Genomic DNA, 26,041 nt, shown 5'->3' on the forward strand with positions numbered 1-26,041 from the left:
AATTTGGAGTGGAAATGCCATTTTTATTGCCAGTAAAAGACCGTTAACTGCAAAGATGCGCTTTGGAATTAGAGCGTAGGCATAGCCCCCCGCATCGCTACACCAACACCTCCGGTAAACACAATATCAAATATGCCTTCTAAATCGGTGTTCTAGAGGTTGTCAGAAGACAGCTACATAACTTTTTTGTATTAGTTCTTAATTGGGCATCCTCAAACTATCCCAGCTAGATTAAGAAATAGCTACCAAAAAGGTTAAAACAACAAATGTAATTCGTAATTCCGAAAGTTAGCATAACCCAATGGTGGATACTGCACAAACATCAAATCAAGATGTTCAGCATCCGTAAATATTGCCCACCCTGCAAAAATAGCTTTATTGAGATTGGTGTAAAATCTTACTCCAATAAAAATTAGGGTAAGCTGTTTGCCCACCCTATAATTCTTCTTAATTGAGTAATGAAGTATCAATTAACGGAAGTTACCAGGATTTAGACGAGCATTGTTAGGCTGAGACTGACGATCAATTGCTACTCCACTCCGCAAATTGTTTCCAGTACCGCCATCTTTGCGATCGAGGAAAGGTTTCAGATTAATTCCATCTCTAGATGAACTAACCCGATTATTGCCACTGCCTAGAAGTGTGCGTCCTAAATTATATAATTCGTTGCCTCCACTACTGCGATCGCCATAAGTGTTAACCGCTATAGTCTGTTGTCCACTATCAGCAGTAGTCAAGTTTTGGAAAACGCTATTGCGGATAACATAAGGATCTTTCCCACGCGGTACTGTCAGCACAATTCTACAGGTTGGGTTAGCTTCAGTTGTGACGCAGACAATATTTTCGTTATTTTCAACAGCTGTCTGAAGTTCTTGTAAGCCATCTGGACGATAAAGTTCTAAACGACTGGCAATTGCTGCACAACGCCTTTGTGCGTCCCAACCACCACCCAAAGCCGCAGGCGCCGCCCAAGGAAAGAATTGTCCTGATTGACTTTGTGGCTGATACATGACAGTATACTGACCATTGTAATTCTGACAGCTAAATCGAGTTGTACCGTCAGCCGAGGTTGAAGGTGGTATGCCTGTTGATGTGTCTATTGGGACTGGTCTTGATGTACCACCTGATGGTAATGTTGGTACTACTACACCTTCGCCACTAGAATCATATTGTGCCATTGCTGCGGAATTGCTCAGACACAAAGATAAGCTAAGACCGCCCAAAGATATAAATCGTAGCAGTTGTGATGACATAAATCATCCTCCAGTAGAAATAGGTCGGGAATTGATAGTTTAAATGACGAATAATTTTGTTTTTTGATTCATCAAAAACGCTATTTTTTTCCTCTCTTGCTTTTTTCTCTTCGAGTAGCTTTTTCACCCATGCTGGAATTTTTGCATGAGGCGCCACTCCTTCATAGGCAACCCAGCAATTTTTTGCTTAAACTGAGTCACTGAAATACTTGAAAATTTTGTCTATATATGCTAAGGCAAATTATTTGGATCAATACCTTGAGATTGTAAATAGGCAATTAGCCGTTCTTTTTGTTGACGTTCCTGTTCGGCACGTTGACGTTCCTGTTCAATTTGTTCCACTGCCCAAAGTAACAAATTACCTGCCTCATCCCACCAGGGCAACCAGTAACCAGTACGGGCTTCTTTTGTTCCTTGCCAAGTTCCCAGAAATAAACCCATTGAATCAATCCAATGACGGCCATTTTCATCAGGTTGCTTTAACTCGTAGCGGCTGTTTTCGAGTTGATAAAATTCTAACAAACCGCCATTTGGGTCAAAAATCAGGTAAATTGGGACTTGAAGAATTTGCTCATAAAAAAACCATTTTCCTGGTGGATAGGTTCGCTTAAAAGAGTATTCTCCACCCTCAGTCTCAAATAGAAATTCCATCACAATTGCCGGAATATCACCCTCTAAATTGGGTGTATAGCTTTTGCGTTCTGCTAAAATCTGATTTAGCGATCGCACATAAACCCAGTCGGGTGCTTTAGCAACAAATTGTCCGTTTATCGTCGCACAAAGTCCAAAATTCGAGGCGATCAACATCTGCAGTTGGATGAAACCACTGATCTCAAGGCTTTCGCGCAAAGCACCAGCCAATAGTGGCTGACCTGTATTTTCCACTGGTTCATCCTCTAGGTGAAAATCTGCGGGCAATGCTTCCCAAGATATTACCAGTTCTGTTGAAGATTTAGCTTCACCGACTTGGGTTGCCATAAACACCCCCTTTGATTGATTTGTCTTTATTTTATAGCTAACCAAATCAATAATAATGCAACCAATCTCTGGAACAGACTCTCTGACCCCACCTTTAACATCAACTTCAAAATTACCGACCTCCCTACCGGACAACTAGCCGAAGCCCAAATCACGGCGGAAGCCACATCTGCGACTTCTCTCTGCGTTAAAAAAATAACTTTTAAAATTAAATACTTGGACAATACTAAAACAAGTTATAACTATAAAAAACAAGATAATTTTATAACTCTTGCAAGAAGAACCAATAACGCCACCAAAAGAAATAATTTTTAATCCCTCTTATACCCAGCAAAACGGAGCAGCATATTTAGGTGATAGCCTTAAACTTATTAAATTCATTAATGATAATAGTATTAATTTAATTATCACCTCACCTCCATTTGCTCTGACACGAAAAAAGAATACGGTAATGAAACTGCTGAAAAATATACTGAGTGGTTTTTACCTTTTGCCGATGAATTTAAAAGCGTACTGGCAGATAATGGCTCATTCGTACTAGATTTAGGTGGCGCTTACTGACTTGGTAATGCCGTGCGGAGTATCTAATAATACGAATAAGTTATCAAAAGTGGTCGGCTGATGAAAAGAGTGCTTTCAGTATAAATATCCTCAGGAATAAGATTTTTATACTACGGACAATGCCGTACTTTAAAGAGATCGTAAAATGTCAAATATAATATTGTGAACACGCTTTACAGAGCTACACAGTATAAATAAGAATAATAACTTAACCGAAGTAAAATTTTCCTGAATACAGGCAAGTAATGCTGTCATAGGGAAAAGCAGTGAGTAGAGGAGAGACAAAGCGATGAAGGACCCTTATCTGTTGGCAGCAGGTTTGTTAACAGGATTGGCAATACCCGCATCGGCTCTTCCACATCTGTCGATTGTCCTACCAGAAAATTCTAGATTCCTATGGAATTTAAAACAGGGTTCGCAGACAATAGTCAGTACAAAAATTATCAAGAGTGTTGATATCTCCTTCCCAGAACTCAGCGGCCAAGTATTGCAACCCCTAAAAAGTTTGCAGCCAACAGAAGGTGAGAAGAATATCAAGAGCGTTGATATCTCCTTAGCAGAACCCGGCAGTCAGGGATTACCAGCCCCAACAGAGTCACTACTCAACTCTAGCGGCCAACCACCTGGTTTCTCACTGACATCTGGCAATCAACTTTACTACCAAAGATTGGCGGCTCTGAAAACAGGTCAGATTTATACACGCGTAGATAATGATAATTTGCAATCTTTGTGGGAGTCGATTAAGAAACGTCAACTAACTTATGACGACTGGAAAAGTTTATTAGCTTTAGAAGCCAGAGCGATCGCTCAAGGTCAAGGCGCAAATCATCTAAGTATCTTAGTTGGTGATTCTTTGAGCATGTGGTTTCCTAGAGAAAAACTGCCTACTGGTCAATTGTGGCTGAATCAAGGCATATCTGGAGATACTTCCAGTGGTGTTTTAAAAAGGTTGGGCGCATTTTCGGCAACCCGGCCGAATGTGATTTACATCATGGCTGGGATTAACGATTTACGCAAAGGCGCTAGTGATGAAACAATTTTGCGTAATTATCGCCGAATTATCCACCGCTTACGGCAGACTCACCCACGCGCTCAAATCATTGTCGAATCAATTTTGCCTACTCGCCTACCAAAAGTTTCCAATAGCCGCATTCGTCACATCAACATCCAACTAACCGTGATTGCTAAACAAGAAGGCGCTAATTATCTAAATATTTATAGCTGGTTTACGGATATGGAAGGCAATTTGCGCCCAGAGTTGACTACAGATGGATTACATCTGTCTCAAGAGGGATATGATGTGTGGCGATCGGCACTACAGCAGATAGAATACAAGCTAACTCAGCGTTAGCATCTCACTTTCATAAAAAGCCTTGTGAAACCTCACCCCAACCCTCTCCTTGGTAAGGAGAGGGAGCAAGAATCTTGTTTCTCATCTGGTATATTTGCAAAACTTAATTACGAATTACGAATTATTTGAACGCCCAAGGCTTCCCGATTCAAAACCTGATTCAACTTCCCACTGCGATAACCTTCCAAATCTAAGGTTACGTAAATAAATCCCAAATCTTGAAATGCGGAAATTAATATTTGTAAATCCGTAGTTAATACAAACTCTTTAATTTGTTCTGGTGGTAATTCAATGCGTGCTGTATCCCCTTGCGATCGCACGCGCAAATTCTCCCAACCTAGTTTACGCAGATAAATTTCTCCTCTACCGACTCGCTGCAACTTAGCGACAGTAATCTCTTCACCATAAGGAAAGCGGGAACTGAGGCAAGGTTGAGCAGGTTTATCCCACCAAGGTAAACCGAGTTGTTGCGAAAGTTGGCGGACTTCTAATTTCGTGACACCGATTTCTGCTAAAGGCGATCGCGCCCCTCTTTCTTTCGCCGCCTGAATTCCTGGGCGATAATCATGCAAATCATCAGCATTCACCCCATCCACTACATAGGGATAACCCAACTCTAAAGCTAAAGGTTTGAGAGTGTCGTGCAACTCACTTTTGCAAAAATAACAGCGATTAACAGGGTTAGAGGTATAATTGGGATTTTCCATCTCGTGAGTCTGGACGATTTTATGAGGAATCCCAATAGTTGCAGCTTGAATTTTCGCGTCTTCCAACTCTTCTGGTAATAGCGAAGGAGAAACAGCCGTGACAGCCAAAGCGCGATCGCCCAACACATCAAAAGCAATTTTGGCAACCAAAGTGCTATCAACGCCCCCAGAGTAGGCAATCAACGCCTGCTCCATTTCTGTAAACAAGGCTATTAATTGCTCAAATTTTTCTGTCAACATCATTTCTCAATCCTGCCATAACCCGATAACACCCAACAATTTCTATTGTAATCATTTCCCCCTACTCCCTTGTTTTTGCCGTTATTGATGGTTTGCTGTACTTCGCCACCATGCTGGCTAAAAGTGTTGAATCAATCGGTTTAGAAATATAGTCATTTACTCCAGCTGCTAGACAAATTTCGCGATCGCCTTTCATCGCCATTGCTGTTTGGATAATTATCGGAATCTTCCCATATTGCTGATTTTGTCGCAGTTGTTGCACCAAGTTAAGACCATTTCCATCTGCCAGGTAGACATCCATTAAAATCAAGGCTGGATCTAATTGTGTTAGAGTTTGCCACATCTCAGTAGCATTCTTAACCCAAGTCACCTGATATCCCAATTCACGTAGATAGATTTGCATCAAATGAGCGTTGGGAAAGTCATTTTCTACCAGCAAAATATCTACACAGGAACTAGGGGTAAAAGCCAGACCAGATGAGGAAAATTTTGCTTTCTCTACTTCCTCATCTCCTCCCACTCCCGCATCTTGCTTAAGGGGAAGTACGAGGGTAAAACGGCAGCCGTGATCTATTTCCGATTCCACTTTCACAAAACCACCGTGAAGTTGGGCGAGTTTCCGAGTCACTGCTAAACCCAAACCAGTACCTTCAACACCAGCTATAGCCTTGGGTATTTGGAAATAGGGTTGAAACAATTGAGCTTGGTCTTCTTCGGAAATGCCAGTGCCAGTATCCCAAACTGTAAAATGCACAAATACACCTTTGGGAGCAACCTCTAAGCCAACACTTCCTTTACTGGTAAACTTTAGGGCGTTGAAGAGTAAATTCAACAACATTTGCTTGAGTCGTAAGGGATCGGCTACTAGGGTTGTAATATCAGGCTCAATTTTTAGGTACAGTTTCAAACCCTTATTAACAGCTTTCTCTCTCACCAGCATCAAAACATTCTTACACAGCAGTTCCACTTCTACTGTTTCCCAGTGTAAATCCAGCTGATTTGCTTCAATTTTAGAGAGATCCAAAATATCATTAATTAAAGCTAGTAAGTGCTTGCCGCTAGATTGAATGATATTTAAATACTCTTGCTGGCGTTCTCTACTTAGTTCGTACCCTGGCGTTAAAAGCAGGTCGCTAGACAGGATTATAGAACTAAGGGGTGTGCGAATTTCGTGACTGGTATTTGCCAGAAACTGATTTTTAAGTTGATTGGTATACTCCAATTCTTGATTAGAGCTACTTAACTGTTCATACCGTTGCTGCGAAGATAGGATGTGCCTAAGTTGTAGCAAGGCTGTCGTACACTGCTTGGCAGACCTTGCCATCAATTCTGATCTGAGTTGAGCCTGTGATTCTATCAGCGACTCCCGATCAGAGATCAGGGGCGCTGCGGCGATAATTAGCCAGCCCATGACACTCCCAGAATCATCAGCTAAGGGCCAAGCGCCCGGTGGTTGTTGATTCTCAAGGTGCTGCAAATCTTCGACTTTTATAACCTCTTGCAATGTCAACAGCAGCTTTTTTTCTGCTGTCAGCACTTTTAGAAATGAGTTTGCGGATGGAAAACGAGAAACATAGCAAATTGTGGCTACAGTTTCTTGTGGTTGAAACAGAGCGATGCCTACAGTACAATCTGTCAACGCCAGATTACTGTTGTGAACAGCACTGTTAATTTCGTTAACCACAGTTTGGAAAACTTCCGCTTGTGCGGCTTCTGCCTGTGAGACAGTGTTACAAGCAAAAAGCAGGCAATTAAGGCGACTTTGCAACTGGTTCAAGCTGCTCTCTAGCCACAGCTGTGTGCGAAGTTGCTGAATTGTTGTCAAAACTTTTGGTGTTGCATCTGTCTGTGAGTTCTGGTCTGGTAAGCTTGAATACTGTTGCATGATCAACTAGACCGGTGAACAAGTTTAGCTTCACATAAAAATCCGAATAGGATTCTATGTATATAAGCGGACAATGATTTATTTATTTATAACTCATAATTTTTATTTATAAAGCATAATTTATGTTGTTATGAACCATAACTTATGATGTCAAGTTTAGCAGCTAGACCAAAAAAATTATTGTATGAACCACTAACCTAAAATTTTTTAAAGCAACTTAAGACTTATGGATGCACAATTTGCTCAACTAATCGTTAATGGGATTGCAGTGGGGAGCATTATTGCTCTAGCCGCAGTCGGACTCACTCTTACATACGGAATTTTACGGCTATCTAACTTTGCTCATGGTGACTTTTTAACTTTAGGAGCCTATTTGACGTGGCTGATAAACTCTATTGGAGTCAATATTTGGCTGTCGATGATCCTGGCGACGGTGGGAACAGTAGCAGCAATGCTGTTATCAGAAAAGTTACTCTGGTCAAAAATGCGCTCTATCCGTGCTACTTCCACGACGCTGATTATTATTTCTATCGGACTTGCCTTATTTCTCCGCAATGGGATTATTTTTATCTGGGGTGGCAAGAACCAAAATTATAATTTACCTGTTACTCCAGCTTTAGATATTTTGGGTTTAAAGGTGCCGCAAAATCAATTATTAGTATTAGGGCTGGCAGTGCTAGCAATTTTGGCGCTGCATTACCTGCTGCAAAATACCAAAATTGGTAAGGCGATGCGAGCAGTTGCTGACGATCTGGACTTAGCCAGGATTTCCGGTATCAATGTTGACCGAGTAATTTTCTGGACTTGGCTAATTGCTGGCACTCTTACGTCATTGGGCGGCAGTATGTATGGGTTAATTACAGCTGTGCGCCCGAATATGGGATGGTTCTTAATTTTACCATTATTTGCCTCAGTAATACTTGGTGGGATTGGCAACCCTTATGGTGCGATCGCGGCAGCTTTGATTATTGGCATCGTCCAAGAAATCAGCACTCCTTGGCTGGGTTCCCAGTATAAACAAGGTGTAGCACTGTTGATCATGATTTTGGTGCTGCTCATTCGTCCCAAAGGTTTATTCAAAGGGACGATTTGAGCAGCACCACTCCACTTCTAACTATTGAATAACGTGGAAATAGTAGGCTGCAACTAGGAAGTTGATAGCCAACAAGAACAGTGCCCAGCCCGCGCGAAAGGCGTAGGGAGGTTTAGCTCCACTATCGGCAACTGGGGAATTCTTAGCTTTAGCAGTCATAATCCAATTCTCCTAATGTCAAGACTTTTTAAGAAATACCAAACTGGCGTACCAAATACTCAAATTCTTTAAGAATATTTGTGTGAACTTGGGCATTGGGCATTAGGCATGGGTTATTCCCCTTGTCTCCCTTGTCTCCCTTGTCCCCCCACTCCCTCCTCTCCAGCATGATAAGAACTGCGAACCAGAGGCCCAGAACGGACATGGTTGAATCCCATTTCCCATGCTAAGGAGCCGAGTTGCTCAAATTCCTCTGGAGTCCAATATTTTTGGACTGGCAGATGTTCTAAAGATGGGCGCATATACTGCCCGATAGTCAAGCGATCGCACTCCACAGCCCTTAGATCAGCCATTGCTTCAACGATTTCATCAAGTGTTTCTCCGTGTCCCAGCATCAAACCTGATTTGGTGGGAACCGTCGGATCAATTTCTTTGACCATCGCCAGCACCAAGAGCGAGCGATCGTACTTCGCTCCCCGGCGCACTGGCCCAGTTAACCGTTGCACTGTCTCGATATTGTGATTGAAACAAGCTGGTTTAGCTTTGACAATCATGGCTATCCGTTGGCGTTGACCTGACTCTCCAACACCAGCACCACCCCAAAAATCTGGGGTCAGCACTTCAATTTGAGTCTCTGGGTTCAACTGGCGGATAGTCGCGATCGTCTTCACAAAGTGCGCTGCACCCTGATCTGGCAAGTCATCACGGGCTACAGAAGTTAGCACTACATAACGCAATCCCAAAAGCTGTATCGCCTGTGCTACCTTTTCGGGTTCCTCTAAATCAAGAGGCATTGGTGCATGACCTTTATCTACTTGACAGAAAGCACAAGAGCGTGTGCAAGTAGGTCCCATTAATAAGAAAGTTGCAGTTTTTTGGGCGTAGCACTCTCCCCGGTTGGGACAGCGCCCTTCTTCGCAAATCGTATGAATTTGGCGCTGCTTAATAATCCGTTGTACGGTAGAGATTTCACTGGCTTTGCCAATCGGGCGACGTAACCAGCTAGGCATTGCCATAATTTCAGACTTTAGTTCGGCTTGTTGTGACGAAATCATAGACATCCAAGCAAGATACGGTTATAGAGTAGTGGTCTGTCAATAAACAAATGATAGATAAGAATAGACACAGGGAGCGGCAACGCTTTTAATCAAGTCACCATCTCCGTTATGCCCTAGTTCAAGGCTAAAGCCTTAAATATCACCATGACACAAATTGAAAAGAGCGCCAGCAAAAGTTTTGTAAAATACCTCTAGCAATGTCATTTATACCGAAATATACTATCCCCCAATTTAGAGAAATTTTGTATATAGTGGGAGAATTCTCAAGGACAATCCGCAAAGTCGCTATTTACACTTAAAGTTTCTATTAGAGAAAAGAGTCGTGGCAAGCAACAAAATTTTAGTTATCGATGACACTACAGTTGTCAGGGTAAAAGTACGAGAAATGTTGCCTCCGGGCAATTTTGAGGTACTGGAAGCAAAAGACGGTCTGGAAGGACTAAATTTCATCCTTCAGGAAAAACTCAGCCTAATTATGCTGGATTTCCTGTTGCCTAAAATGAGTGGCTGGGAGGTTTTCCAGCAAGTTCAAGCCAACCCAGAGTTAAGGAAAATTCCTTTGGTGCTGATGTCTGGTCGCAAGGAAGAAGTGACCGAGAAAATCACAGAACCATTTGAATATTTTGAATTTCTGGGCAAGCCTTTTGATCAGAAGCAACTAATTAGCGCAATTAAGTTAGCTATGACCAAGGCGAAACTGCCACGCCCAGAACTAGTTTCAGTAGGAGCAGTGGCTGCTGTCAAAAATAGCACGATTACAATCTCTGGTAGTGCAAATGCAGCGATGCCTACGGCGGCAAGCAACGCAACTCCTAGTGCTGCAAATGCGGCGATGCCTACGGCGGCAAGCAACGCAACTCCTAGTGCCGGAGGAGCCTCCAACGCCGAAATTAATGCGTTGAACGAGAAAATGGTCAAAATGCAAGCAGAAATTGATGGCTTGAAGAAACAACTAACTCAGGTTGTGACTTTTATTAAACAAAAAATTAAGTAGTATTTGTACTCATTATTATTATCGCAGCCGAAAATACCCCGTCTTTAATAACGGGTGTCCGATTAAAAGCGGGTAAAAATAATTAGTTCAAAAACACTTATGTTGACAAATCATCGTTAACATCAAAAGCCGGAAAAAATAACTAGCACACCACTGCGTAAATCCAGCTACCATCTCAATTAACCAGATAAGTTGCTCTCAGCCCCTTGTTAAAAGTAGGCAAACTTCGGCCACAGTTTACTAGCGATAATCTGCACCTCTATAATTTTTGAATTTTGAATTTCAAATTCCCCATACTTCTACGGTGAAGCAAGCTAGGCATAGCGTATTTATAAAAGAAGGGGTTGAACTCAGTTGTTAGTCTAGCAAAGCAGCCCTAGATCCACTAAACCTGCCGTTTTCCTTTGCTCTTAAGCAAAGGAAAACGGCAGGCTTTTTTGTTATTTAGTCTGCTACAAAATCTACGTCAAAACTTGATAGCTAGTCCACAAATCGAAAGCAGCAAAAGCAAATATTTATCAGAGAAATTTGGTAGCAATATCCTTAGAAACCTTATGCCCTTATACCAATAGGACTTACGCAAAATATCTCTCAAACACTGATTTCTCTGTGTCCTGTGCGTCTGGAAGACTAATAATAATACCATTTCACACAAACGCTGATACATATAGATTTCTCGTAGAGGCACAGTAATGCTCATTGGTGTCAACTTAACGTAGAAGTTAGGCAAGGCATGCTTTCGAGGTTTGACCCTCACCCCCAGCCCCTCTCCCAATTTTGGGAGAGGAGAGCAAATTCTCTAGTTCCTCGAATCCCAAGTCGGGATTCGGGGTTAGGGGATGAGGGCAAGGTGACAAACCTTTATTATTTTAGGTTGCTTTTTTAACTCTGATAGATCACATTGATCATCCCAAATAAACACCCAACTCAGCCAGTCATCTGCAATCTTCGCTCTTCAATATTGCTATATGGATAAGCAGATGCAGCTAAGAAAAAGAATTTAGACTTGCAAAAACGTTTATAAGTTGATTCCTCAGCCAGGAGATTGAAGCGAAGCACCCATTCAAGAGCATACTCTTCTAAAATATCAATATACTTATTGATCTGGGATGGAAATGGACAGTATAAATCAGGGTAAAGTAATTGCTTCACAAAAAATGTATTAGTTTAAAGTACTGATAAAGATGAATCACAGTAGAACAAAGACAATAGATCAAGAGATTTATTAAGAGTCTTTGACAAAAGTTTTTGAAAAATTCACAATAATCCCACGTTTTCTGAATTGTGTGTAAATCGTATTTACACCACTATCAGTAGTATGTAAACGTATATGAGTATTTTCAAATCTATCTAACTATTGTTCAATATTTTTTAATAAAAATAACTACCTCTGTGTCTGTTCATCATAAATGCTGTTGAGGAACTGAAAAATTTAAATTACGGTATTAACAATATTGTTCTGGTTAGCGCTACTTTTATAAAAAGACAAGGGTAATAATGACTAATTTCAGAGCGATCGCCTTCAGAAAGCGGATGTTCAACTTTAGTGAAAGTGAAGATTGGTGGTTAATTTCCATCCTGTAGCGATCGCACCCGTGGTCCCATAAAGCAATTTATTGTGAGAATGTTGCTGTTGTCAGAGTTTTTGGGAACTATAGGATTGTCAGACTAGAAAGAAAGTCAGTCAGTCTACCAATAAAATAGAGGAGACTTAACTGCGATCGCAGGGCAATAGTCAACAACTAATAAGGAGTAAAATTAATTTAAATACATGAAGTTTATTATCAAGCTTCCCATTTAAGAATCATAGCAAGTCGCGTTCATCAACATAACAGGTAAATTTATGTTCAAGGCAGTAGTCGGTCACAGTAACGATCCAGATTCTCCATCAGCAGTTGAAGAAGTTCTTCAGCAATGCGCCAGTTCTCTTGCAGGAGATATACCAAAAGCTGGGATTCTTTTTGCTGCAATTGACTTTGAACATTCTCTCATTTTGCAGCAAATTCATCAGGCTTTTCCGGGGATTCAATTGATTGGTGGAACAACAGATGGAGAAATTTCTTCAGTCTTAGAATTTCAGCAGGACTCAATCACCTTGATGTTGTTTTGCTCAGACGAAGTTGAAATTCATGCAGGAGTTGGACGCAAAGTTTCAGGTGATCCAATTACAGCAACTAAACAAGCTGTAGAGCAAGCCAAAGCAAAAAGTATCGTAACCCCAAGGCTATGCTTAACTCATCCAGAGAGTCTCACAACTAGTGGTGTGGCTATATTGAATGGTTTAAAACTAGCTCTTGGGCAAAATGTGCAGATATTCGGTGGTTTAGCAGGTGATCAGTCAAGATATCAAAATACATATCAATTTTTTCAAACAGAAGTATTAAGTGATTCTGTACCAATTCTGCTTTTTTCCGGCACAATATTGTTTTCTCACGGTGTTGCAAATGGTTGGCATCCTATCGGTCAAAGAAGCAAAGTGACTAAGGTAGATCAGAACATAGTCTATGAAATAGATGGTAAGCCAGCTTTAGATTTTTATCATCATTATCTAGCTTTGTTTTCTCCTTCAATGGAATATCCATTAGCAGTGTTTGATCAGAATGGAGAAAATTTTTATATAAGAGCACCTATTGCTTATAATCAGGAATCTGGTAGCATAACCTTTTTTGGAGATATTCCTGATCAAGCAATTATTCAAATTTCAGAAACAAGTTATGAAGATATTCTGGCAGCATCCAAAGCTTCATTCATGAATGCCTTAGATAGTTATCCAGGTAAAGAACCAAGTAGTGTTTTATTTTTTTCATGTGTAGCTCGTCGGCAAATACTTGGTACGAGAGCAAAACAAGAGTACCAGAATACGAAACTTTGTCTGACTGACTATTTACCTGCTTGTGGATTTTATTCTTATGGAGAGATTGCTCCTATAGATAGAATTAGCGAGACGCAATTCCATAATGAAACTTTTGTAACTTTAATTTTGGGAACTCGGTAAAAGCTGATGGAAATCGTGGATTATCAACAAGAAATCAAGGAACTAAAAAAAGCAAATAGAATTATCAAAAAACAATTGGAGCGCTCTGAATCAGACCGTGGTAAACTCGAAGAAACAAATAATAAAAAAGAATGCTTGCTGAGAAAAGTAATTGATGAATTAAAGGAATATCAAAACAAGTTAGAAGAAAGAAGCCTTGAATTAGAAATGATGCTTCTTAATCTTCAGATAATGCAGAATAAGATGTCTAGTTTGGGAACTCTTGTCGCAGATGTAGCTCATGAAATTAATAACCCAGTTGGGTTTATAGCAGGTAATCTGGCTCCGGCTCAAGAGTATATTGATAATTTGTTACATGTGATCGAGCTTTATCAGCAAACCTATCCTAAAGCATCTCAGAAAATTCAAGAAACAATCAAAGTGATTGATCTGGAGTATGTGCGCGAGGATCTACCTAAACTCATTTCCTCAATGAAAGAAGGCACAGATCGCATTTCTAACATCAGCAACAGCTTGCGAACTTTCTCTAGAGCAGATACAGAACAAAAAGTTCTCTTTAACCTTCATGAAGGTATTAACAACACTCTGCTCATTCTCAAGCATCGTTTGAAAGCTAATAAGATTCGTCCTGTTATTGAAGTAGTTAAAGATTACGGCAAATTTCCTCTAGTAGAATGCTTTCCAGGACAACTTAATCAGGTATTTATGAATCTATTGGCAAATGCCATTGATGCTTTAGACGAGTCTAACTCTGGACTAAGTTTTAATGAAATTAAGGCAAATCCCAATCAAATTACAATTCATACTGCCCTAATTGAAGATACAAATCACGCATTGATTCAGATTCAAGATAATGGTGTAGGAATATCGGCTGAGGTTCAGCAAAAAATGTTTGAGCATTTATTCACAACCAAACCTGTGGGAAAAGGAACAGGATTAGGATTATCAATTGCCTATCAAATAATTGTCCAAAAACATCGAGGAACCCTAAAAGTAAATTCTGTGTTAGGAGAAGGTTCTAAGTTTATAATTACCATTCCAATTTCTTGAAGTGACAAATATCAAAATTATTCAAATTAATATTATAAAAAATAAGTAAGTGGGCGTGAATAATTAAAGATTTGTAGTCAGGGCTAATTTAATTAATTTTACGGCAACGTAAGCTAGAAGAGACTTTGCCAAATTGGGGACTGTCGCAACGACAAAATTCATAATTTGTGATGACTATTACCATTCATGAGAAACAAAAGCAAGCATCAAATTCTGTGAAGAAAGAGAGTAAGCAGTTAGTTTAGAGTGATTTTGGGGAACTCTATAACTATAGTTCCAAAATTGTGTCCTCAAAATTTATGACAAATACACTTAACAACTCAGTAGCTACACTTAATCTTTCTTTAGAACGCGATATATTTTTACGTACATTAATCAGAGAATTATCTGGCACTTTGCACGATGTCGTTGGCTTAGAAGAAGCTTCTGGATTTCTTAGTGTAGTTGGTGGAACGATGGGTAAACAGCTAAACCAAGATTACAAATCTGCCCTGGAAGTCTCCAACCTTTCTCGTAAGCAGGTAGCTGATGTGTTGGTTGATTTAAAAAGACGAATCCAGGGCGATTTTTATGTAATTGAGCAGAATGATGAAAAAATTGTCCTTGGCAATCGCGTCTGCCCATTTGGCGACAAAGTACTTAATCGCCCTGCGATATGTATGATGACTTCAAACGTCTTTGGGACGATCGCAGCTAATAATCTGGGATATGCGAAAGTAGAATTACAAAAGACCATAGCACAGGGTGATCCTGGATGTAGAGTTGTTGTTTACTTAAAAATTACAGAAGAAGCAGAAGATGCAGAAGGTCGAGAATACTTTAGGGGAGTAGAATCTGTGTAAACATCTTCAATACTAAAGCAACCCCAGGATACAAACTTGAGTGCATATATGTAAAGTAGAATCAAACCCTGAAATTGGAAGCCCTATGACTCCTGAACAATTTCTTGAATTTGCCAGAGTTTTACCAGAACCTTTACTCCTGGTGAGTGGAGAGGGTCAAGTGTTGGCGACTAATAAACCAGTAGCAGATTGGTTGGGGTTACGCCGTCAGCAACTGTGGGGAAAAATGCTCTTTGAACTTGTAACTGAGTCTATCAACGATATAGTAAAGTACCTACAAGCTTGTTCAAGTAGCAGGGCAATGGTTATTGGCTCCTTGACTTTACGAAAGAATGATGGACAAATGTTAATATGTCGTAGTCAAGGAGCCGTTATTCAACCTTGGTCTCCTGAATCTTCAGCTTTAATTCTCTTACGCTTAGAAAATAGAACTTTAGCCAGCAGTAATTTCGTTGTCCTGAACCAAAAAATTGATGAATTAGCAAAAGAAGTTCAGAGACGTAAACAGGCGGAAGAAGCACTCAAGAAAGTAAATCAAGAGCTAGAAATTCGGGTTGAGCAACGTACAACGGCTTTACAAAAAACACTAAAGGAACTGCAACTTACCCAAACTCAGCTGATCCAATCTGAGAAAATGTCTAGTTTAGGTCAGATGGTGGCTGGTATTGCCCATGAAATTAATAACCCCGTGAGTTTTATTTATGGGAACCTTCACCACGCCCATCAATACACTCAGGATTTACTGAAATTGGTGCAAATTTATCAACAAGTTTATTCAAATCCTCCTTCAGAAGTCCAAAAGCAAATAGAAGAAATAGACTTAGATTTTTTGATTCAAGATATAACTAAACTCTTCCAGTCAATGGAAGTGGGAGCAGAACGCATTCAGGAAATTGTTAAATCACTACGTAACTTTTCCAGACTTGATGAAGCAGAAGTTAAGCAAGTTAATATCCATGAAGGAATTGATAGTAGTTTAATGATTTTGGAGCATCGCCTACAAGCTACGTATGAGTACCCAGAAATCACAGTCATCAAAAAATATAGTCAACTGCCGAATGTAACTTGCTACCCTGGTCAGCTCAACCAAGTGTTTATGAATATTCTTGCTAATGCGATCGATGTACTGGAGGCATCGGCACTAAATTCACAAACCACTGACAATCAAAAACTGACAAAGAATAATCCCCAAATTCAAATTAAAACTGAGATAATCGATGAAAAATGGATAGAGGTTAGTATTGCTGATAATGGTTTGGGGATAAATGAACAAGTACGTTCAAAACTATTTGATCCGTTTTTCACCACTAAGGCTGTGGGGAAAGGTGCTGGACTAGGGCTATATATAAGCTATCAGATTATAGTTGAAAAACATAACGGACAACTTAGCTGTTTTTCTGTTCCCGGAAAAGGTGCAGAATTTGTAATTAAGATACCTATTACCTCAGGTTCATAAAATTTAATTACTACTTTAGTATTTTTGCGAAAAATCAATCTTACATAATTTTTTGATCACTCTTGGCAGATTTCTCCGTTTTCGCACTATCCCTCAAGCCCAACGTGCTGTCTTCTAATCAAATCCAAAAGGTTTTTTCTTTCTTTGTATGAAATCACCCTGCTTATTCCCCCTTTTTAAGGGGGAAATAGAGCGATTATTAGCCTTGCCCTTTTTAAGGGAGGTTGGGGGGATAAAGTCTTATCCAAACCGGATTGCAAGTACGCCAACGTCTTCTGGTACTTCTGCTACACGTAGCTTGCTTCCCCGTTGGCGCAACGTAACGATCGCACTTAGCTCGAAATTACCTAGCTCTCAGCCGAGGAAAGCATATCTTCGCATATATTACCGCAAATGCGCTGATATTTTAATTTCCCCTCTGTATAAATTCCGCAAAAACACTGTTACGTTATTTGTGCTTGTGATCAAAACTTAGACCATCCAGTTTATTAGGGCGTGTTTATGATCAACCCTGTAAAGACGGTTATCCAAGTCAATCTGGAGATGGCTCTAGAAGTAGCTCCAGAATTGGAGCAAGCTCGATACACTCAACTCAGTACTTATTGTTTGGAGATTTTACGGGAGTTGGGATGTCCTGATACTGAACTCCCAGTTAACTTACAAACTCGTGATCAATAGCTAAACTTTATCACAGGCTTTACATCTTATGGTTTTGGGGAGATACAAAGTGTACAAAGAATTAATTGAAGATACATTTCATGATTCAGAAGGGACAGCAGAAACTACTTTTCCTGCCACAGATAAGGATTTGCTAATTTTAATAGAAAAGTTTTTAGGGTTTGAAATTCCCCCAAAGGTTTTTTTGCAAGCTATAGCCATTGCTGATTACGACTGTGCAGCGGCTTTTCGCTATGTTGAGAATTATTTGATTGTCCTCAAGAATAAGAAGAATCGGAAGCAGAAGAAATTACTTGTGTTAGGGTGTTCGACTAGATTTGACAATAATTGACGTGCTTCTTCACAAGTTAACTAAAAACGAATCGGATTTAGATAAGATAATTTGCACGACCAATGTAGAGACGTTGCATTAGCTTCATCTCTACATATATTTTTTCCACAGCGACAAGAAACAACAATTAGAATTTATCTAGAAGCTTAAATTCCCATCTTTATTAGATCAAGTATTTTTATGTGTGTCGTAATTCCTACAGGTATTTTAAGGTAAATAGACCACGCGGTAGGGGCACAGCATTGCTGTGCCCCTTACGACAGATGTGGTTCAAATACATGAAAACTGCTGTAATTACGAATTAGTATTACTCCTGCCAAGACAAACTTGTTCATAGCTTTTACCAGCGATATCCCAAGTAAATTCTGTTTCTACCAGTTGTCTGCCGTTGTGAGATAATTCTGAACGCAGATATGGATGATCAAATAGTTGACTAATAGCAGTGACGTATTCCGCCGGTTTATTGGCTCGTAATGCCCGTAATAGATGACTAGCACCATCTACGGATAATCCTTCTAAGCCGCGATCGCTTGCCACTAAGGGTACACCAGCGGCCATTGCCTCTAAAGTTTTATTTTTAATGCCAAACCCAGTCCGCATGGGTACAACGCAGATGGTGGCTCGATGTAAATATTCTACCATTGAAGGCACACGCCCAATCACATTAATTCCTGGTTTTTGATCAAGTGCTAAAACTTCTGGCACCGGATGAGAACCGACAATATCGAAAGTTGTATCTGGATACAATTTTTGGATTTCTGGCAAAACTTCGTTGCTGAAAAAGCAGACAGCATCAATATTTGCTAAATTATCCATCGCACCAATAAAAATTAAGCGATGTCCTCCTGGATCGGTGGTACGGTTGGGGAAAGAAACTAAATCTACGCCATTGGGAATAACTGTAATTTCACTATTGGGGTTAAACTCTTGTAGTTGAATTTTATCTTCTTCTGTTGTGGCGACAATTGCCGAAAATTTAGCACAGTAGTTTTGCTCATAACGACGCAAAAGTGGCAGATTAATTTTGTCTCGGAGTGAATTTTCCGAAATGCCCGTTGCTAGTTGGTTCCGACAGGTAGCGTAAACAGAACTATGAACATTAACTATGGTTTTTAGCTGTTTAGGATAATGCGATCGCAGATAAATTTCATTGACGCTATGTTCGCAGGTAATTACATCACATTTCCCCGCTTCCACCCAGTTATCAATCCATGTTTGCATCTCAACTGAGTAGCGGTTGAGTACGCTTGGCGGTGTTCCCTCTTGCAAAAATCTCCCAAATCGCTGTATTTTCTGGAATATTCCGGTGGTTGCAGAATCTGGCGGGCGTTCAAAAACGGCTAGATGATCTACACAATCGCGTAATCCTGCTACTTCTGCGTTTGTAACATCGCCCTCGCGTTGAGTCACCAGAGTAACAGTATGGCGTTGACTCAGGTATTTAAGTAAATTAAATGTCCTTACTTGGGTTCCCCCGCGCGTTGGGGGGTAGGGGAAAGTAGAAGACAGCATTAATATGTTCATATAAGTGATAAATCAAATGTGATATATACACCATGACCTGATTAGAGGCTGTATGTCATTAGATCCCCCTTAGCGTCCTTTAAAAAGCTATCGTGTACACACAGGTTATGGTTTCTCGAATAGTCCAAAGAAACCTCACCCTGCTTTTGCTACGCAAAACCTGTCCCTCTCCTTAGTAAGGAGAGGGATTAAAGTCAGGACTCTTTGAGGTTTTTGTTTTGGCTGTACACCGTAGCATAAAAGGGGGGAATTTCTAAAGCCCTCTTTTTAAAAGGGTTAGAGGATCTGAGTGCGTAAATTCTATGATAGAGACTACAGATCACAGCATAATCAAACCGAGTCGCACACCCACAGCAACAGCCTCGGTGCGGCTGGAGACACTCAGCTTTTGAAAAATGGATGAGAGATGAAATTTGACGGTATGCTCAGAAATATGCAAACGTTTAGCGATCGCTTTATTTCCCAACCCTGACCCCAGCATTCCTAAAACCTCTATTTCGCGTGGTGTCAAGGTTTGTACAGGATTCGTTACCACTTTTTCACGGATAGATAGTAATTCTACAGCATCCGGGTGCAGTATAACTAAACCAAATGCGATCGCCTCCACAGCCGCGAAAATTTCTGACTCTGTGCTACTACGGGGCAATATCCCCCGGATACCAGAACGTAACGCCGTCTCTAAATCAATGCTGTCGAGTTCCTCAACAATAACGATCATTGCTAATGGGTATTGTTCCTCTTGAATCAGCAGCAATTTTTCCCACACCGATTGTTGAAGATTGCTACTCAAATCTACCAGCACCACATCTGGTTGTAATTGCCCAACTTCCCTTGTCAATACATCCAAATCGGATGCACTCCCCACAACCGTCAGCCGAGGATTGGTTGTCACCACAGCTGATAACCCTGCCCGCACTACAGGGGAAGTCGCAACTACCATCACCCGGATCATCTCGCCTCCACAGCAGTTTGATCAGACTGCACGGCAATATAAATCACGAATTGCTGCCCACCGCGTAGGAGTTGTAGCGGTACAGTTCCTTTACTCTCACGCAGATATTTGCTTAAGTCATTCATGCTAGTGAATAATTGCCCCGAAACTCCAATTAAAACATCGCCGATTTGCACATCAGCAGTTTCCGCCACACTGCCAGGTAAAATTGACAACACCAATAAACCCAACCTCCGCCGATCTAAAAGTACAGGTTGCAGTGTGACTCCCAGTTGCAGACGACTATTTACTTGTAAAAAACGCTCAACTGTGCTGCTGGGAACTGCCACAGCCAAACTATTAACAATCATGGTGTTAATTCCCACGACTCGACCGAGACAGTCTGCAAGCGGTCCCCCAGAATTTCCCGGATACAGCTGCAAATCGGCCATAACTGCTTGCGGATTATTTGCATAGATAATTCCAGTTGTCACAGCACCACTCTCAGCAAACGGATTACCCACCGCTAAGACTAATTCACCCACTCGTAGCGCCTCAGAATTGCCAATGGTTGCAGCAGTTAAATTAGTGGCGACAATTTTCAGGGCGGCTAAATCCTGCTGGGGATCAAATTGTGTACGCACTGCATCAAATACCCTTCCGTCTGCCAATTCCACAGTTGCGCGGTTACTGGTTGCCACATGGGCATTAGTGATAATTAGTCCGTCAGATTGCCAAATTACACCAGAACCGACTCCCAGAGAACCGCTTTTCACTTTGACAGTGCGATCGCGTAGTTTAGCAGCTACCTCTGTCAATTCAGCAGCGATGTTAATTAATGTTGTGTTTGCCATGTTATACAATTTTTGAGCACGTCAAAGTAAAATCTTTTGGCTGACAATGTTTCAATCTCGGAGTTCCGAGTTCCAATCTCGAAGTTCCGAGTTCCAATCTCGAAGTTCCGAGTTCCAATCTCGGAGTTCCGAGTTCCAATCTCGAAGTTCCGTCTTCCAATCTCGGAGTTCCGAGTTCCAATCTCGAAGTTCCGTCTTCCAATCTCGGAGTTCCAAGCTCCAATCTCGAAGTTCCGTCTTCCAATCTCGAAGTTCCGAGTTCCAAATTACGAATTACGCATTTCCAACAAATAAATTACCCAATCTTGTGGGCATCTTGCCCGCCTTTAGCTACGGGCGGGCAAGATGCCCACCCCACAATGAAGTAATTGAATATTTTTTTATTTGGAAGTCCCTTACGAATTAAAAAGGTCTTTCGCCAAGTGCGATCGCTAACTCAACTAACACTCCACCCCGCACAAGTTGCACGTTGACAGTTTTACCAATGCGATCGCTACTATTGAGCAACGCCAACACATCACCTGTATCGCCCACAGTTACCCCATCGAACGTTACCAAAACATCGCCAAGCAGCACACCTGCATTCTCAGCTGGCCCTGAAGCCTCAACATTAACCACAATTAACCCAGTTGTAGAAGTTAAATTGAGAGCAGTTTTCAGGTTCTTTGGTAAGCGTACAGGTTGCATTCCCACACCCAAGTAGCCCTTGGAAATGCGTCCTTTTGCTACTAATTGGTCAACCACGCGATCGACTGTCGCAGTGGGAATAGTCAGAGCAATACCACGCCGCCCCGATGTATTCATACCTACCACAAAACCAGCCGCATCTACGAGCGGTCCGCCTGCAAAACCAGAGTAAAGGGTGATGTCTGGGCGAATGAATTGGTCAATATTCCCGCCACTCATACTCTGCCAAGCACCGCTAACCACGCTGACTGCACCCATCGCCGCCCTTAAGTCACCTTCGCTACCTCTTGCCAGTCCTATTACCAGATGACCGACTTTGAGCGTTTTGGCATCGCCAATTTTTGCCACAGGTATTTCTACATTTTCTAGTTTAAAAACAGCGATATCGGTGCTAGAGTCATGACCAATGAGTGTTACAGGTGCAGTGCTACCATTTGATAGAGTGATAGTGATGTCGTCATAGCGTTGGAGGGACTCGTCAGAAGTAACAATGATGCCATTACGCCAGTGAATGCCACTTAGAGAAACACGAGTACCCCCATTCACAGCAACTACAGCACTCCCAGCTTGTTCTACGGTGTCAGCTAAACTGTTGGACAAAGCCAGTAATGAAGACATAAGATTTTTGTGCAAACGTTCTTAGATATTCATATCGTGCCGTTTTATCAACACAGATGACATCGGAAGAATGGGGAGAATTCATCCTAGAAAAATGGCTAGGATTTATATAAGTTTTTGGCGTTGCTAAATCAAGATATGAATAATTTTGTGCAATACGTTTGGGTTAAGGCTTCTCATTAGCAACATCTTTATAAATCTTTTGCTTCGTTCCCATCCCGCCTGGGAATAAATTCCGAGGCTAATAGCTAAAGTCCTCTCAAGAGGACTAAACATAACATTTCAAGCGATGTAAATGGCTATCCTTGGCAAAAGGGAAAATTTCAGTCTACTTGAGTGGACTTGAGCTATTAGCCTAGAACTTCAGTTCTGGGCGGTATATTGGTTAGCACGACACTTTGACTGTTACAAAAATGTAGATAACACTGAGCGTATTGCATTCTAAGCTGGAATAGCAATCAAATGGCAGATAAACAAATGCACACCCAATCAAGAGAAATCAACCTGCTCACTCCATCTAACAAATTACCTCTATATGGCAAGAGAATTTTAGTCACAGCACCGAGACATTATGCTTATAGGTTATCTAAACAAATCATCAAACAAGGTGGTTTACCTATTCTCATGCCTACTATCGAAACCTGCTATTTATCAAACTACACTAAGTTAGATACTGCTTTGGAACGCATAGGCGAATTTGATTGGATTATCTTCACCAGTAGAAACGGCATCACTGCATTTTTTCACCGCATGAATGATTTAGATATTCCTGTATCTGTGCTAAAAAAATGTCACTTATCTGCATTGGGGAAAGATGCAGAAAGCTTATTATCTTTTAGTGGCAAAGTAGATTTAATTCCTAGAGAATCTAGCCCAGGCGGAATTGTCGCTGAATTAGCAAAACTACCAGAAATTTACCAGAAAAAAGTGCTGATACCGGCTCCAGAAGTTGTGGGTTTGCCTGAGCCTGATGTTGTACCCAATTTGATTACGGATTTGCAGAAATTAGGCATAGAAGTAACTCGCGTACCCACTTATATTACACAGGGTTTAGACAAAAATATTTACAGTATTGAATTAAACCTGATGCGTCAAGGAATAATCGATGTAATTGCCTTTAGTAGCACGGCGGAAGTAGAAAGCTTTTTGACAATGGTCAACTCGCAAAGCGATTATGAAGGTTGTATCATTGGATGTTTTGGCCCTTATACAACTGCTAATGCCCAACAGTTGGGTATGAATGTCTCCATCGTGTCTAGGGATTATAGTTCATTTCAGGGATTTGCTGAAGCGATCGCAGAATTTTTTACTCTCAGTTCTAATTCAGACTCAGCGCTTGGTGATGTAGGGTAATCAACCACATTTCACTCTAGACTAGCTGCACATAAACCCGTAGTATCGGAAATAGAGTTTATCTTAACTAGGGACTGTTACATGGCAACTTACAAGGTGACATTACGTACTCCAGATGGAGAAAAAACAATTGAAGTCCCTGATGATGAGTACATCCTAGAGATTGCTAACGAGGAATTTCATCTAGACTTGCCCTATTCCTGTAATGCTGGTTCTTGCTCTAGCTGCACCGGGAAAGTAATTTCAGGTACAGTTAACCAAGATGATCAGAATTTCTTAGACGACGATCAAATTGACGCGGGATTTGTCCTCACCTGCGTTGCCTATGCGACTTCTGACTGTGTAATCCAAACCCATCAAGAAGATGCGCTTAACGCTTAACTAATAAATGTGGATTTAATCAAGAGCAAGTTTTATCGGATGCGTTAGAACATTCGTTCTAGCGTACCTAAAATCTGAAATGGTGCGTTATCTTACGCGATAACATACTCTACAAGATTTAAAATTTTGCACTTTCCTAATAAATCTGTATAGGCTGAGTAATTCACACTAAAAAGCGCTCTCCAAAAAGGGAGCGCTTTTTATTTACAAACACTAAGAGGCTTAGATCCCCGACTTCTTGAATAAGTCTGGGATCTTTTTGTTAGTAACTCATTTAGGATTGCTATATGCGTAGCATATCTTACAAATGTTTAGTATCTTCAGACAACGAATGATCATAATTAAACCCGTTGTATTTTTTTAATTTCACAGAGATAATAAGAGATTACTAAGAACAGTACTGATCATAGATATGTCAACAAGTTGGATTTACCTTATCGCAGCAATCGTCTTTGAAGTTTCAGGTACAACTTGCATGAAGTTATCGCAAGGATTTACTAAAATAGTTCCTTCGGTATTAATATTTGTCTTCTATGGACTTTGTTTTAGTTTTTTGACCCTTGCTCTCAAGAAACTTGAAGTGAGCGTGGCTTATTCTGTCTGGGCTGGATTGGGAACTATCCTAATTGCATTTATTGGTATTATCTGGTTTCGGGAATCTGCCTCATTCATTAAACTTTTGTCGATCGCCTTAATAATCATCGGGGTAATTGGCATAAATGCAAGTCAATAATTGAAGCTCAAAATTTATTAAACCCAGCAGAACGACGATAAAGCAACCAAATAAACAACGGTGAACCCAGCAAGGCAGTGACCGAACCTACTGGTAGTTCTACTGCCCCTAATCTAGAGAGTAAATCTGCAAAAGTCAGTAACCATGCACCTGCAAGGGCGGAAAGTGGTAAAACAAAGCGATGATCTGTACCAACGATGAGGCGGACACCGTGAGGGACAACAAGACCAACAAATCCAATCAAACCACTGATGCTGACTGCACCTGCGGCTAATAGAGTGGCGACACCACCAATTAACAGACGCGATCGCACCAACGAAACCCCCAAACCCACAGCCAAATCATCTCCCAAAGCCAGCACATTTACCGATCGCGCCAGCAAGCATCCCCCGATCAATGCCACAATAATGTAGGGTCCAGCCGTAGCAATTTCTTGCCAACCCCGTCCATTGAGACTACCAACCAGCCAACTCAGCGCAATTTGAATTTGACCGTCTTCAGCTAAAAGCAGTAATGTACTTTGGATAGCACCAAATAAAGAACTCACCGCCACTCCGCCTAAAATCAACCGCTCAACAGAAATTCCCGATCCCGAACGACCGATCAAAATCACGATCGCTGAAGTCAAAATTGCCCCCATCCACGCTGCTAAAGGAATTGCGATCGGGAATATTTGCCACACGATCATCACAATCACTATTAATCCTGCACCTGCTGAAATGCCCAAAATAAATGGATCAGCAAGACTATTACGTAACATTCCTTGCAGCAGTGCCCCTGACATTCCCAAGGCTGCGCCGACAATCAGAGCAGCTATAATGCGCGGGAGACGCAAATCCCAGAGAATTGTCTGTTTAACCGGATCGCCTTGGCGGAGTATAGCTTGCCAAAATTCCGACATATTTAAGGGTACTGCTCCTTGAGAAAGCGATAGCGCTAGCGTTACCACCAGTGCTGTACTAAGGAGTAAAACAGCCCAAAATACGCGGTGTTCACTAAAAATTGTCTGAAATAGTCTAGTCAAATTCCGGTCTAGTATTTTCATTCACTATAATTCCTCCCAAACAAAGCTGCATTTAAAGAGAGCTTATCTTTAATGAGGAAGTGGTGATAATACGGTTTGGATAAAACTTGATCCCCGCCTCTCGGACTGTGGGGGAGAGGAATGGAAGCGGGATTTCTAGTATACTTTGTGACTTTCACAAATATCCTCTAACGATCGCAGTTCTGTTGACGAATTAAGAATTACTTTAATCTTCCGAATTACATCTACCGTAATGTAGATTCACTCTTCATAACTAGCCTTTACAGTAACTAGTAAGAGAACAT

25 protein-coding genes and 2 pseudogenes are annotated in these 26,041 nt (G+C 41.0%); 13 read left to right on the forward strand and 14 right to left on the reverse strand.

Going from position 1 to position 26,041, the window contains the following annotated elements:
- Positions 1 to 254: 254 nt before the first annotated feature.
- The 3 genes from HWQ38_RS26200 to HWQ38_RS26210 all read right to left on the reverse strand — a co-directional run bounded on the left by HWQ38_RS26200 (position 255) and on the right by HWQ38_RS26210 (position 2,231).
- Positions 255 to 434, reverse strand: coding sequence for a hypothetical protein (locus tag HWQ38_RS26200; RefSeq protein ID WP_292799424.1), 180 nt, complete (start codon positions 432 to 434; stop codon positions 255 to 257).
- Between the two features lie 36 nt (positions 435 to 470).
- The gene (locus HWQ38_RS26205) at positions 471 to 1,253 is read right to left on the reverse strand and encodes a COP23 domain-containing protein (protein WP_292799427.1); all 783 of its coding nucleotides are present in this window, start codon (positions 1,251 to 1,253) and stop codon (positions 471 to 473) included.
- Positions 1,254 to 1,484: 231 nt separating this feature from the next.
- Positions 1,485 to 2,231: a Uma2 family endonuclease gene (locus HWQ38_RS26210; RefSeq protein WP_292799429.1), complete on the reverse strand. Its 747-nt coding sequence runs from the start codon at positions 2,229 to 2,231 to the stop codon at positions 1,485 to 1,487.
- Between the two features lie 271 nt (positions 2,232 to 2,502).
- Here HWQ38_RS26210 and HWQ38_RS26215 point away from each other — a divergent pair.
- Positions 2,503 to 2,789: pseudogene (locus HWQ38_RS26215) on the forward strand (DNA methyltransferase); the annotation flags it as partial.
- A gap of 292 nt (positions 2,790 to 3,081) precedes the next feature.
- Complete coding sequence (locus HWQ38_RS26220) at positions 3,082 to 4,143, forward strand: SGNH/GDSL hydrolase family protein (protein WP_292799432.1); 1,062 nt, start codon at positions 3,082 to 3,084, stop codon at positions 4,141 to 4,143.
- A gap of 107 nt (positions 4,144 to 4,250) precedes the next feature.
- Here the strand turns inward: HWQ38_RS26220 and larE are convergent, their stop codons facing one another.
- Both larE and hrmK read right to left on the reverse strand, forming a co-directional pair.
- Complete coding sequence (larE, locus tag HWQ38_RS26225) at positions 4,251 to 5,093, reverse strand: ATP-dependent sacrificial sulfur transferase LarE (RefSeq protein WP_292799435.1); 843 nt, start codon at positions 5,091 to 5,093, stop codon at positions 4,251 to 4,253.
- Positions 5,094 to 5,151: 58 nt separating this feature from the next.
- Positions 5,152 to 6,975 (reverse strand): hybrid histidine kinase/response regulator HrmK, encoded by a 1,824-nt coding sequence (gene hrmK / locus HWQ38_RS26230; protein ID WP_292799438.1) that lies wholly within the window; start codon positions 6,973 to 6,975, stop codon positions 5,152 to 5,154.
- 226 nt (positions 6,976 to 7,201) lie between these two features.
- Here hrmK and HWQ38_RS26235 point away from each other — a divergent pair, with 226 nt between their 5' ends.
- Entirely contained in the window at positions 7,202 to 8,068 is an 867-nt protein-coding gene (locus tag HWQ38_RS26235; RefSeq protein ID WP_292799441.1) for a branched-chain amino acid ABC transporter permease, read from the forward strand.
- Between the two features lie 21 nt (positions 8,069 to 8,089).
- On the opposite strand, the gene HWQ38_RS26240 is transcribed toward HWQ38_RS26235, so the two are convergent.
- Positions 8,090 to 8,227 carry a photosystem I protein PsaX gene (locus HWQ38_RS26240; RefSeq protein WP_292799444.1) on the reverse strand — a complete coding sequence of 46 codons (138 nt, stop codon included), beginning with the start codon at positions 8,225 to 8,227 and terminating at the stop codon, positions 8,090 to 8,092.
- Between the two features lie 113 nt (positions 8,228 to 8,340).
- Positions 8,341 to 9,282, reverse strand: coding sequence for a lipoyl synthase (gene lipA, locus HWQ38_RS26245; protein ID WP_292799447.1), 942 nt, complete (start codon positions 9,280 to 9,282; stop codon positions 8,341 to 8,343).
- A gap of 325 nt (positions 9,283 to 9,607) precedes the next feature.
- Between lipA and HWQ38_RS26250 the strand changes: the two genes are divergently transcribed.
- On the forward strand, positions 9,608 to 10,279 hold the full coding sequence (locus tag HWQ38_RS26250) for a PleD family two-component system response regulator (RefSeq protein ID WP_292799450.1): 672 nt from the start codon (positions 9,608 to 9,610) through the stop codon (positions 10,277 to 10,279).
- Positions 10,280 to 11,206: 927 nt separating this feature from the next.
- Here HWQ38_RS26250 and HWQ38_RS26255 read toward each other — a convergent pair.
- Complete coding sequence (locus tag HWQ38_RS26255) at positions 11,207 to 11,431, reverse strand: hypothetical protein (protein WP_292799453.1); 225 nt, start codon at positions 11,429 to 11,431, stop codon at positions 11,207 to 11,209.
- A gap of 691 nt (positions 11,432 to 12,122) precedes the next feature.
- Between HWQ38_RS26255 and HWQ38_RS26260 the strand changes: the two genes are divergently transcribed.
- The 6 genes and pseudogenes from HWQ38_RS26260 (at position 12,123) to HWQ38_RS26285 (ending at position 17,631) form a co-directional block, all read left to right on the forward strand.
- Complete coding sequence (locus tag HWQ38_RS26260; protein ID WP_292799456.1) at positions 12,123 to 13,274, forward strand: FIST N-terminal domain-containing protein; 1,152 nt, start codon at positions 12,123 to 12,125, stop codon at positions 13,272 to 13,274.
- Positions 13,275 to 13,280: 6 nt separating this feature from the next.
- Positions 13,281 to 14,324, forward strand: a complete 1,044-nt coding sequence (locus HWQ38_RS26265; RefSeq protein WP_292799459.1) for an ATP-binding protein — start codon at positions 13,281 to 13,283, stop codon at positions 14,322 to 14,324.
- A gap of 299 nt (positions 14,325 to 14,623) precedes the next feature.
- A complete protein-coding gene (locus tag HWQ38_RS26270; protein WP_292799461.1) occupies positions 14,624 to 15,166 on the forward strand; it encodes a methanogen output domain 1-containing protein in 543 nt (180 codons plus the stop codon).
- A gap of 85 nt (positions 15,167 to 15,251) precedes the next feature.
- Entirely contained in the window at positions 15,252 to 16,622 is a 1,371-nt protein-coding gene (locus HWQ38_RS26275; RefSeq protein WP_292799464.1) for an ATP-binding protein, read from the forward strand.
- Between the two features lie 501 nt (positions 16,623 to 17,123).
- Positions 17,124 to 17,369 (forward strand): annotated as a pseudogene (locus HWQ38_RS26280) (hypothetical protein).
- On the forward strand, positions 17,350 to 17,631 hold the full coding sequence (locus HWQ38_RS26285) for a hypothetical protein (protein ID WP_292799467.1): 282 nt from the start codon (positions 17,350 to 17,352) through the stop codon (positions 17,629 to 17,631). Before HWQ38_RS26280 ends, HWQ38_RS26285 begins: the two are co-directional and overlap by 20 nt.
- Before the next feature lie 294 nt (positions 17,632 to 17,925).
- Here HWQ38_RS26285 and HWQ38_RS26290 read toward each other — a convergent pair whose 3' ends face one another.
- The 5 genes from HWQ38_RS26290 to HWQ38_RS26310 all read right to left on the reverse strand — a co-directional run bounded on the left by HWQ38_RS26290 (position 17,926) and on the right by HWQ38_RS26310 (position 22,245).
- Positions 17,926 to 19,155 (reverse strand): glycosyltransferase family 4 protein, encoded by a 1,230-nt coding sequence (locus tag HWQ38_RS26290; protein ID WP_292799470.1) that lies wholly within the window; start codon positions 19,153 to 19,155, stop codon positions 17,926 to 17,928.
- A gap of 319 nt (positions 19,156 to 19,474) precedes the next feature.
- The gene (locus tag HWQ38_RS26295; RefSeq protein WP_292799473.1) at positions 19,475 to 20,107 is read right to left on the reverse strand and encodes a response regulator transcription factor; all 633 of its coding nucleotides are present in this window, start codon (positions 20,105 to 20,107) and stop codon (positions 19,475 to 19,477) included.
- Positions 20,104 to 20,940: a trypsin-like peptidase domain-containing protein gene (locus tag HWQ38_RS26300; RefSeq protein ID WP_292799476.1), complete on the reverse strand. Its 837-nt coding sequence runs from the start codon at positions 20,938 to 20,940 to the stop codon at positions 20,104 to 20,106. Before HWQ38_RS26300 ends, HWQ38_RS26295 begins: the two co-directional genes overlap by 4 nt.
- Positions 20,941 to 20,991: 51 nt before the next feature.
- A complete protein-coding gene (locus HWQ38_RS26305; protein WP_292799479.1) occupies positions 20,992 to 21,156 on the reverse strand; it encodes a hypothetical protein in 165 nt (54 codons plus the stop codon).
- 186 nt (positions 21,157 to 21,342) lie between these two features.
- Positions 21,343 to 22,245 (reverse strand): trypsin-like peptidase domain-containing protein, encoded by a 903-nt coding sequence (locus HWQ38_RS26310; RefSeq protein ID WP_292799482.1) that lies wholly within the window; start codon positions 22,243 to 22,245, stop codon positions 21,343 to 21,345.
- Positions 22,246 to 22,707: 462 nt separating this feature from the next.
- Here HWQ38_RS26310 and HWQ38_RS26315 point away from each other — a divergent pair, with 462 nt between their 5' ends.
- The 3 genes from HWQ38_RS26315 to HWQ38_RS26325 all read left to right on the forward strand — a co-directional run bounded on the left by HWQ38_RS26315 (position 22,708) and on the right by HWQ38_RS26325 (position 24,712).
- Positions 22,708 to 23,598 carry a uroporphyrinogen-III synthase gene (locus tag HWQ38_RS26315; protein WP_292799485.1) on the forward strand — a complete coding sequence of 297 codons (891 nt, stop codon included), beginning with the start codon at positions 22,708 to 22,710 and terminating at the stop codon, positions 23,596 to 23,598.
- Between the two features lie 81 nt (positions 23,599 to 23,679).
- Positions 23,680 to 23,979 carry a ferredoxin gene (locus HWQ38_RS26320; protein ID WP_292799488.1) on the forward strand — a complete coding sequence of 100 codons (300 nt, stop codon included), beginning with the start codon at positions 23,680 to 23,682 and terminating at the stop codon, positions 23,977 to 23,979.
- 412 nt (positions 23,980 to 24,391) lie between these two features.
- Positions 24,392 to 24,712 (forward strand): multidrug efflux SMR transporter, encoded by a 321-nt coding sequence (locus HWQ38_RS26325; RefSeq protein ID WP_292799491.1) that lies wholly within the window; start codon positions 24,392 to 24,394, stop codon positions 24,710 to 24,712.
- A 7-nt stretch (positions 24,713 to 24,719) separates the two neighbouring features.
- Here HWQ38_RS26325 and HWQ38_RS26330 read toward each other — a convergent pair whose 3' ends face one another.
- The gene (locus tag HWQ38_RS26330; RefSeq protein WP_292799494.1) at positions 24,720 to 25,757 is read right to left on the reverse strand and encodes an iron ABC transporter permease; all 1,038 of its coding nucleotides are present in this window, start codon (positions 25,755 to 25,757) and stop codon (positions 24,720 to 24,722) included.
- Between the last annotated feature and the right edge of the window lie 284 nt (positions 25,758 to 26,041).

It is taken from the genome of Nostoc sp. NMS7 (genome assembly GCF_017115085.1).
Lineage (GTDB): Bacteria > Cyanobacteriota > Cyanobacteriia > Cyanobacteriales > Nostocaceae > Nostoc.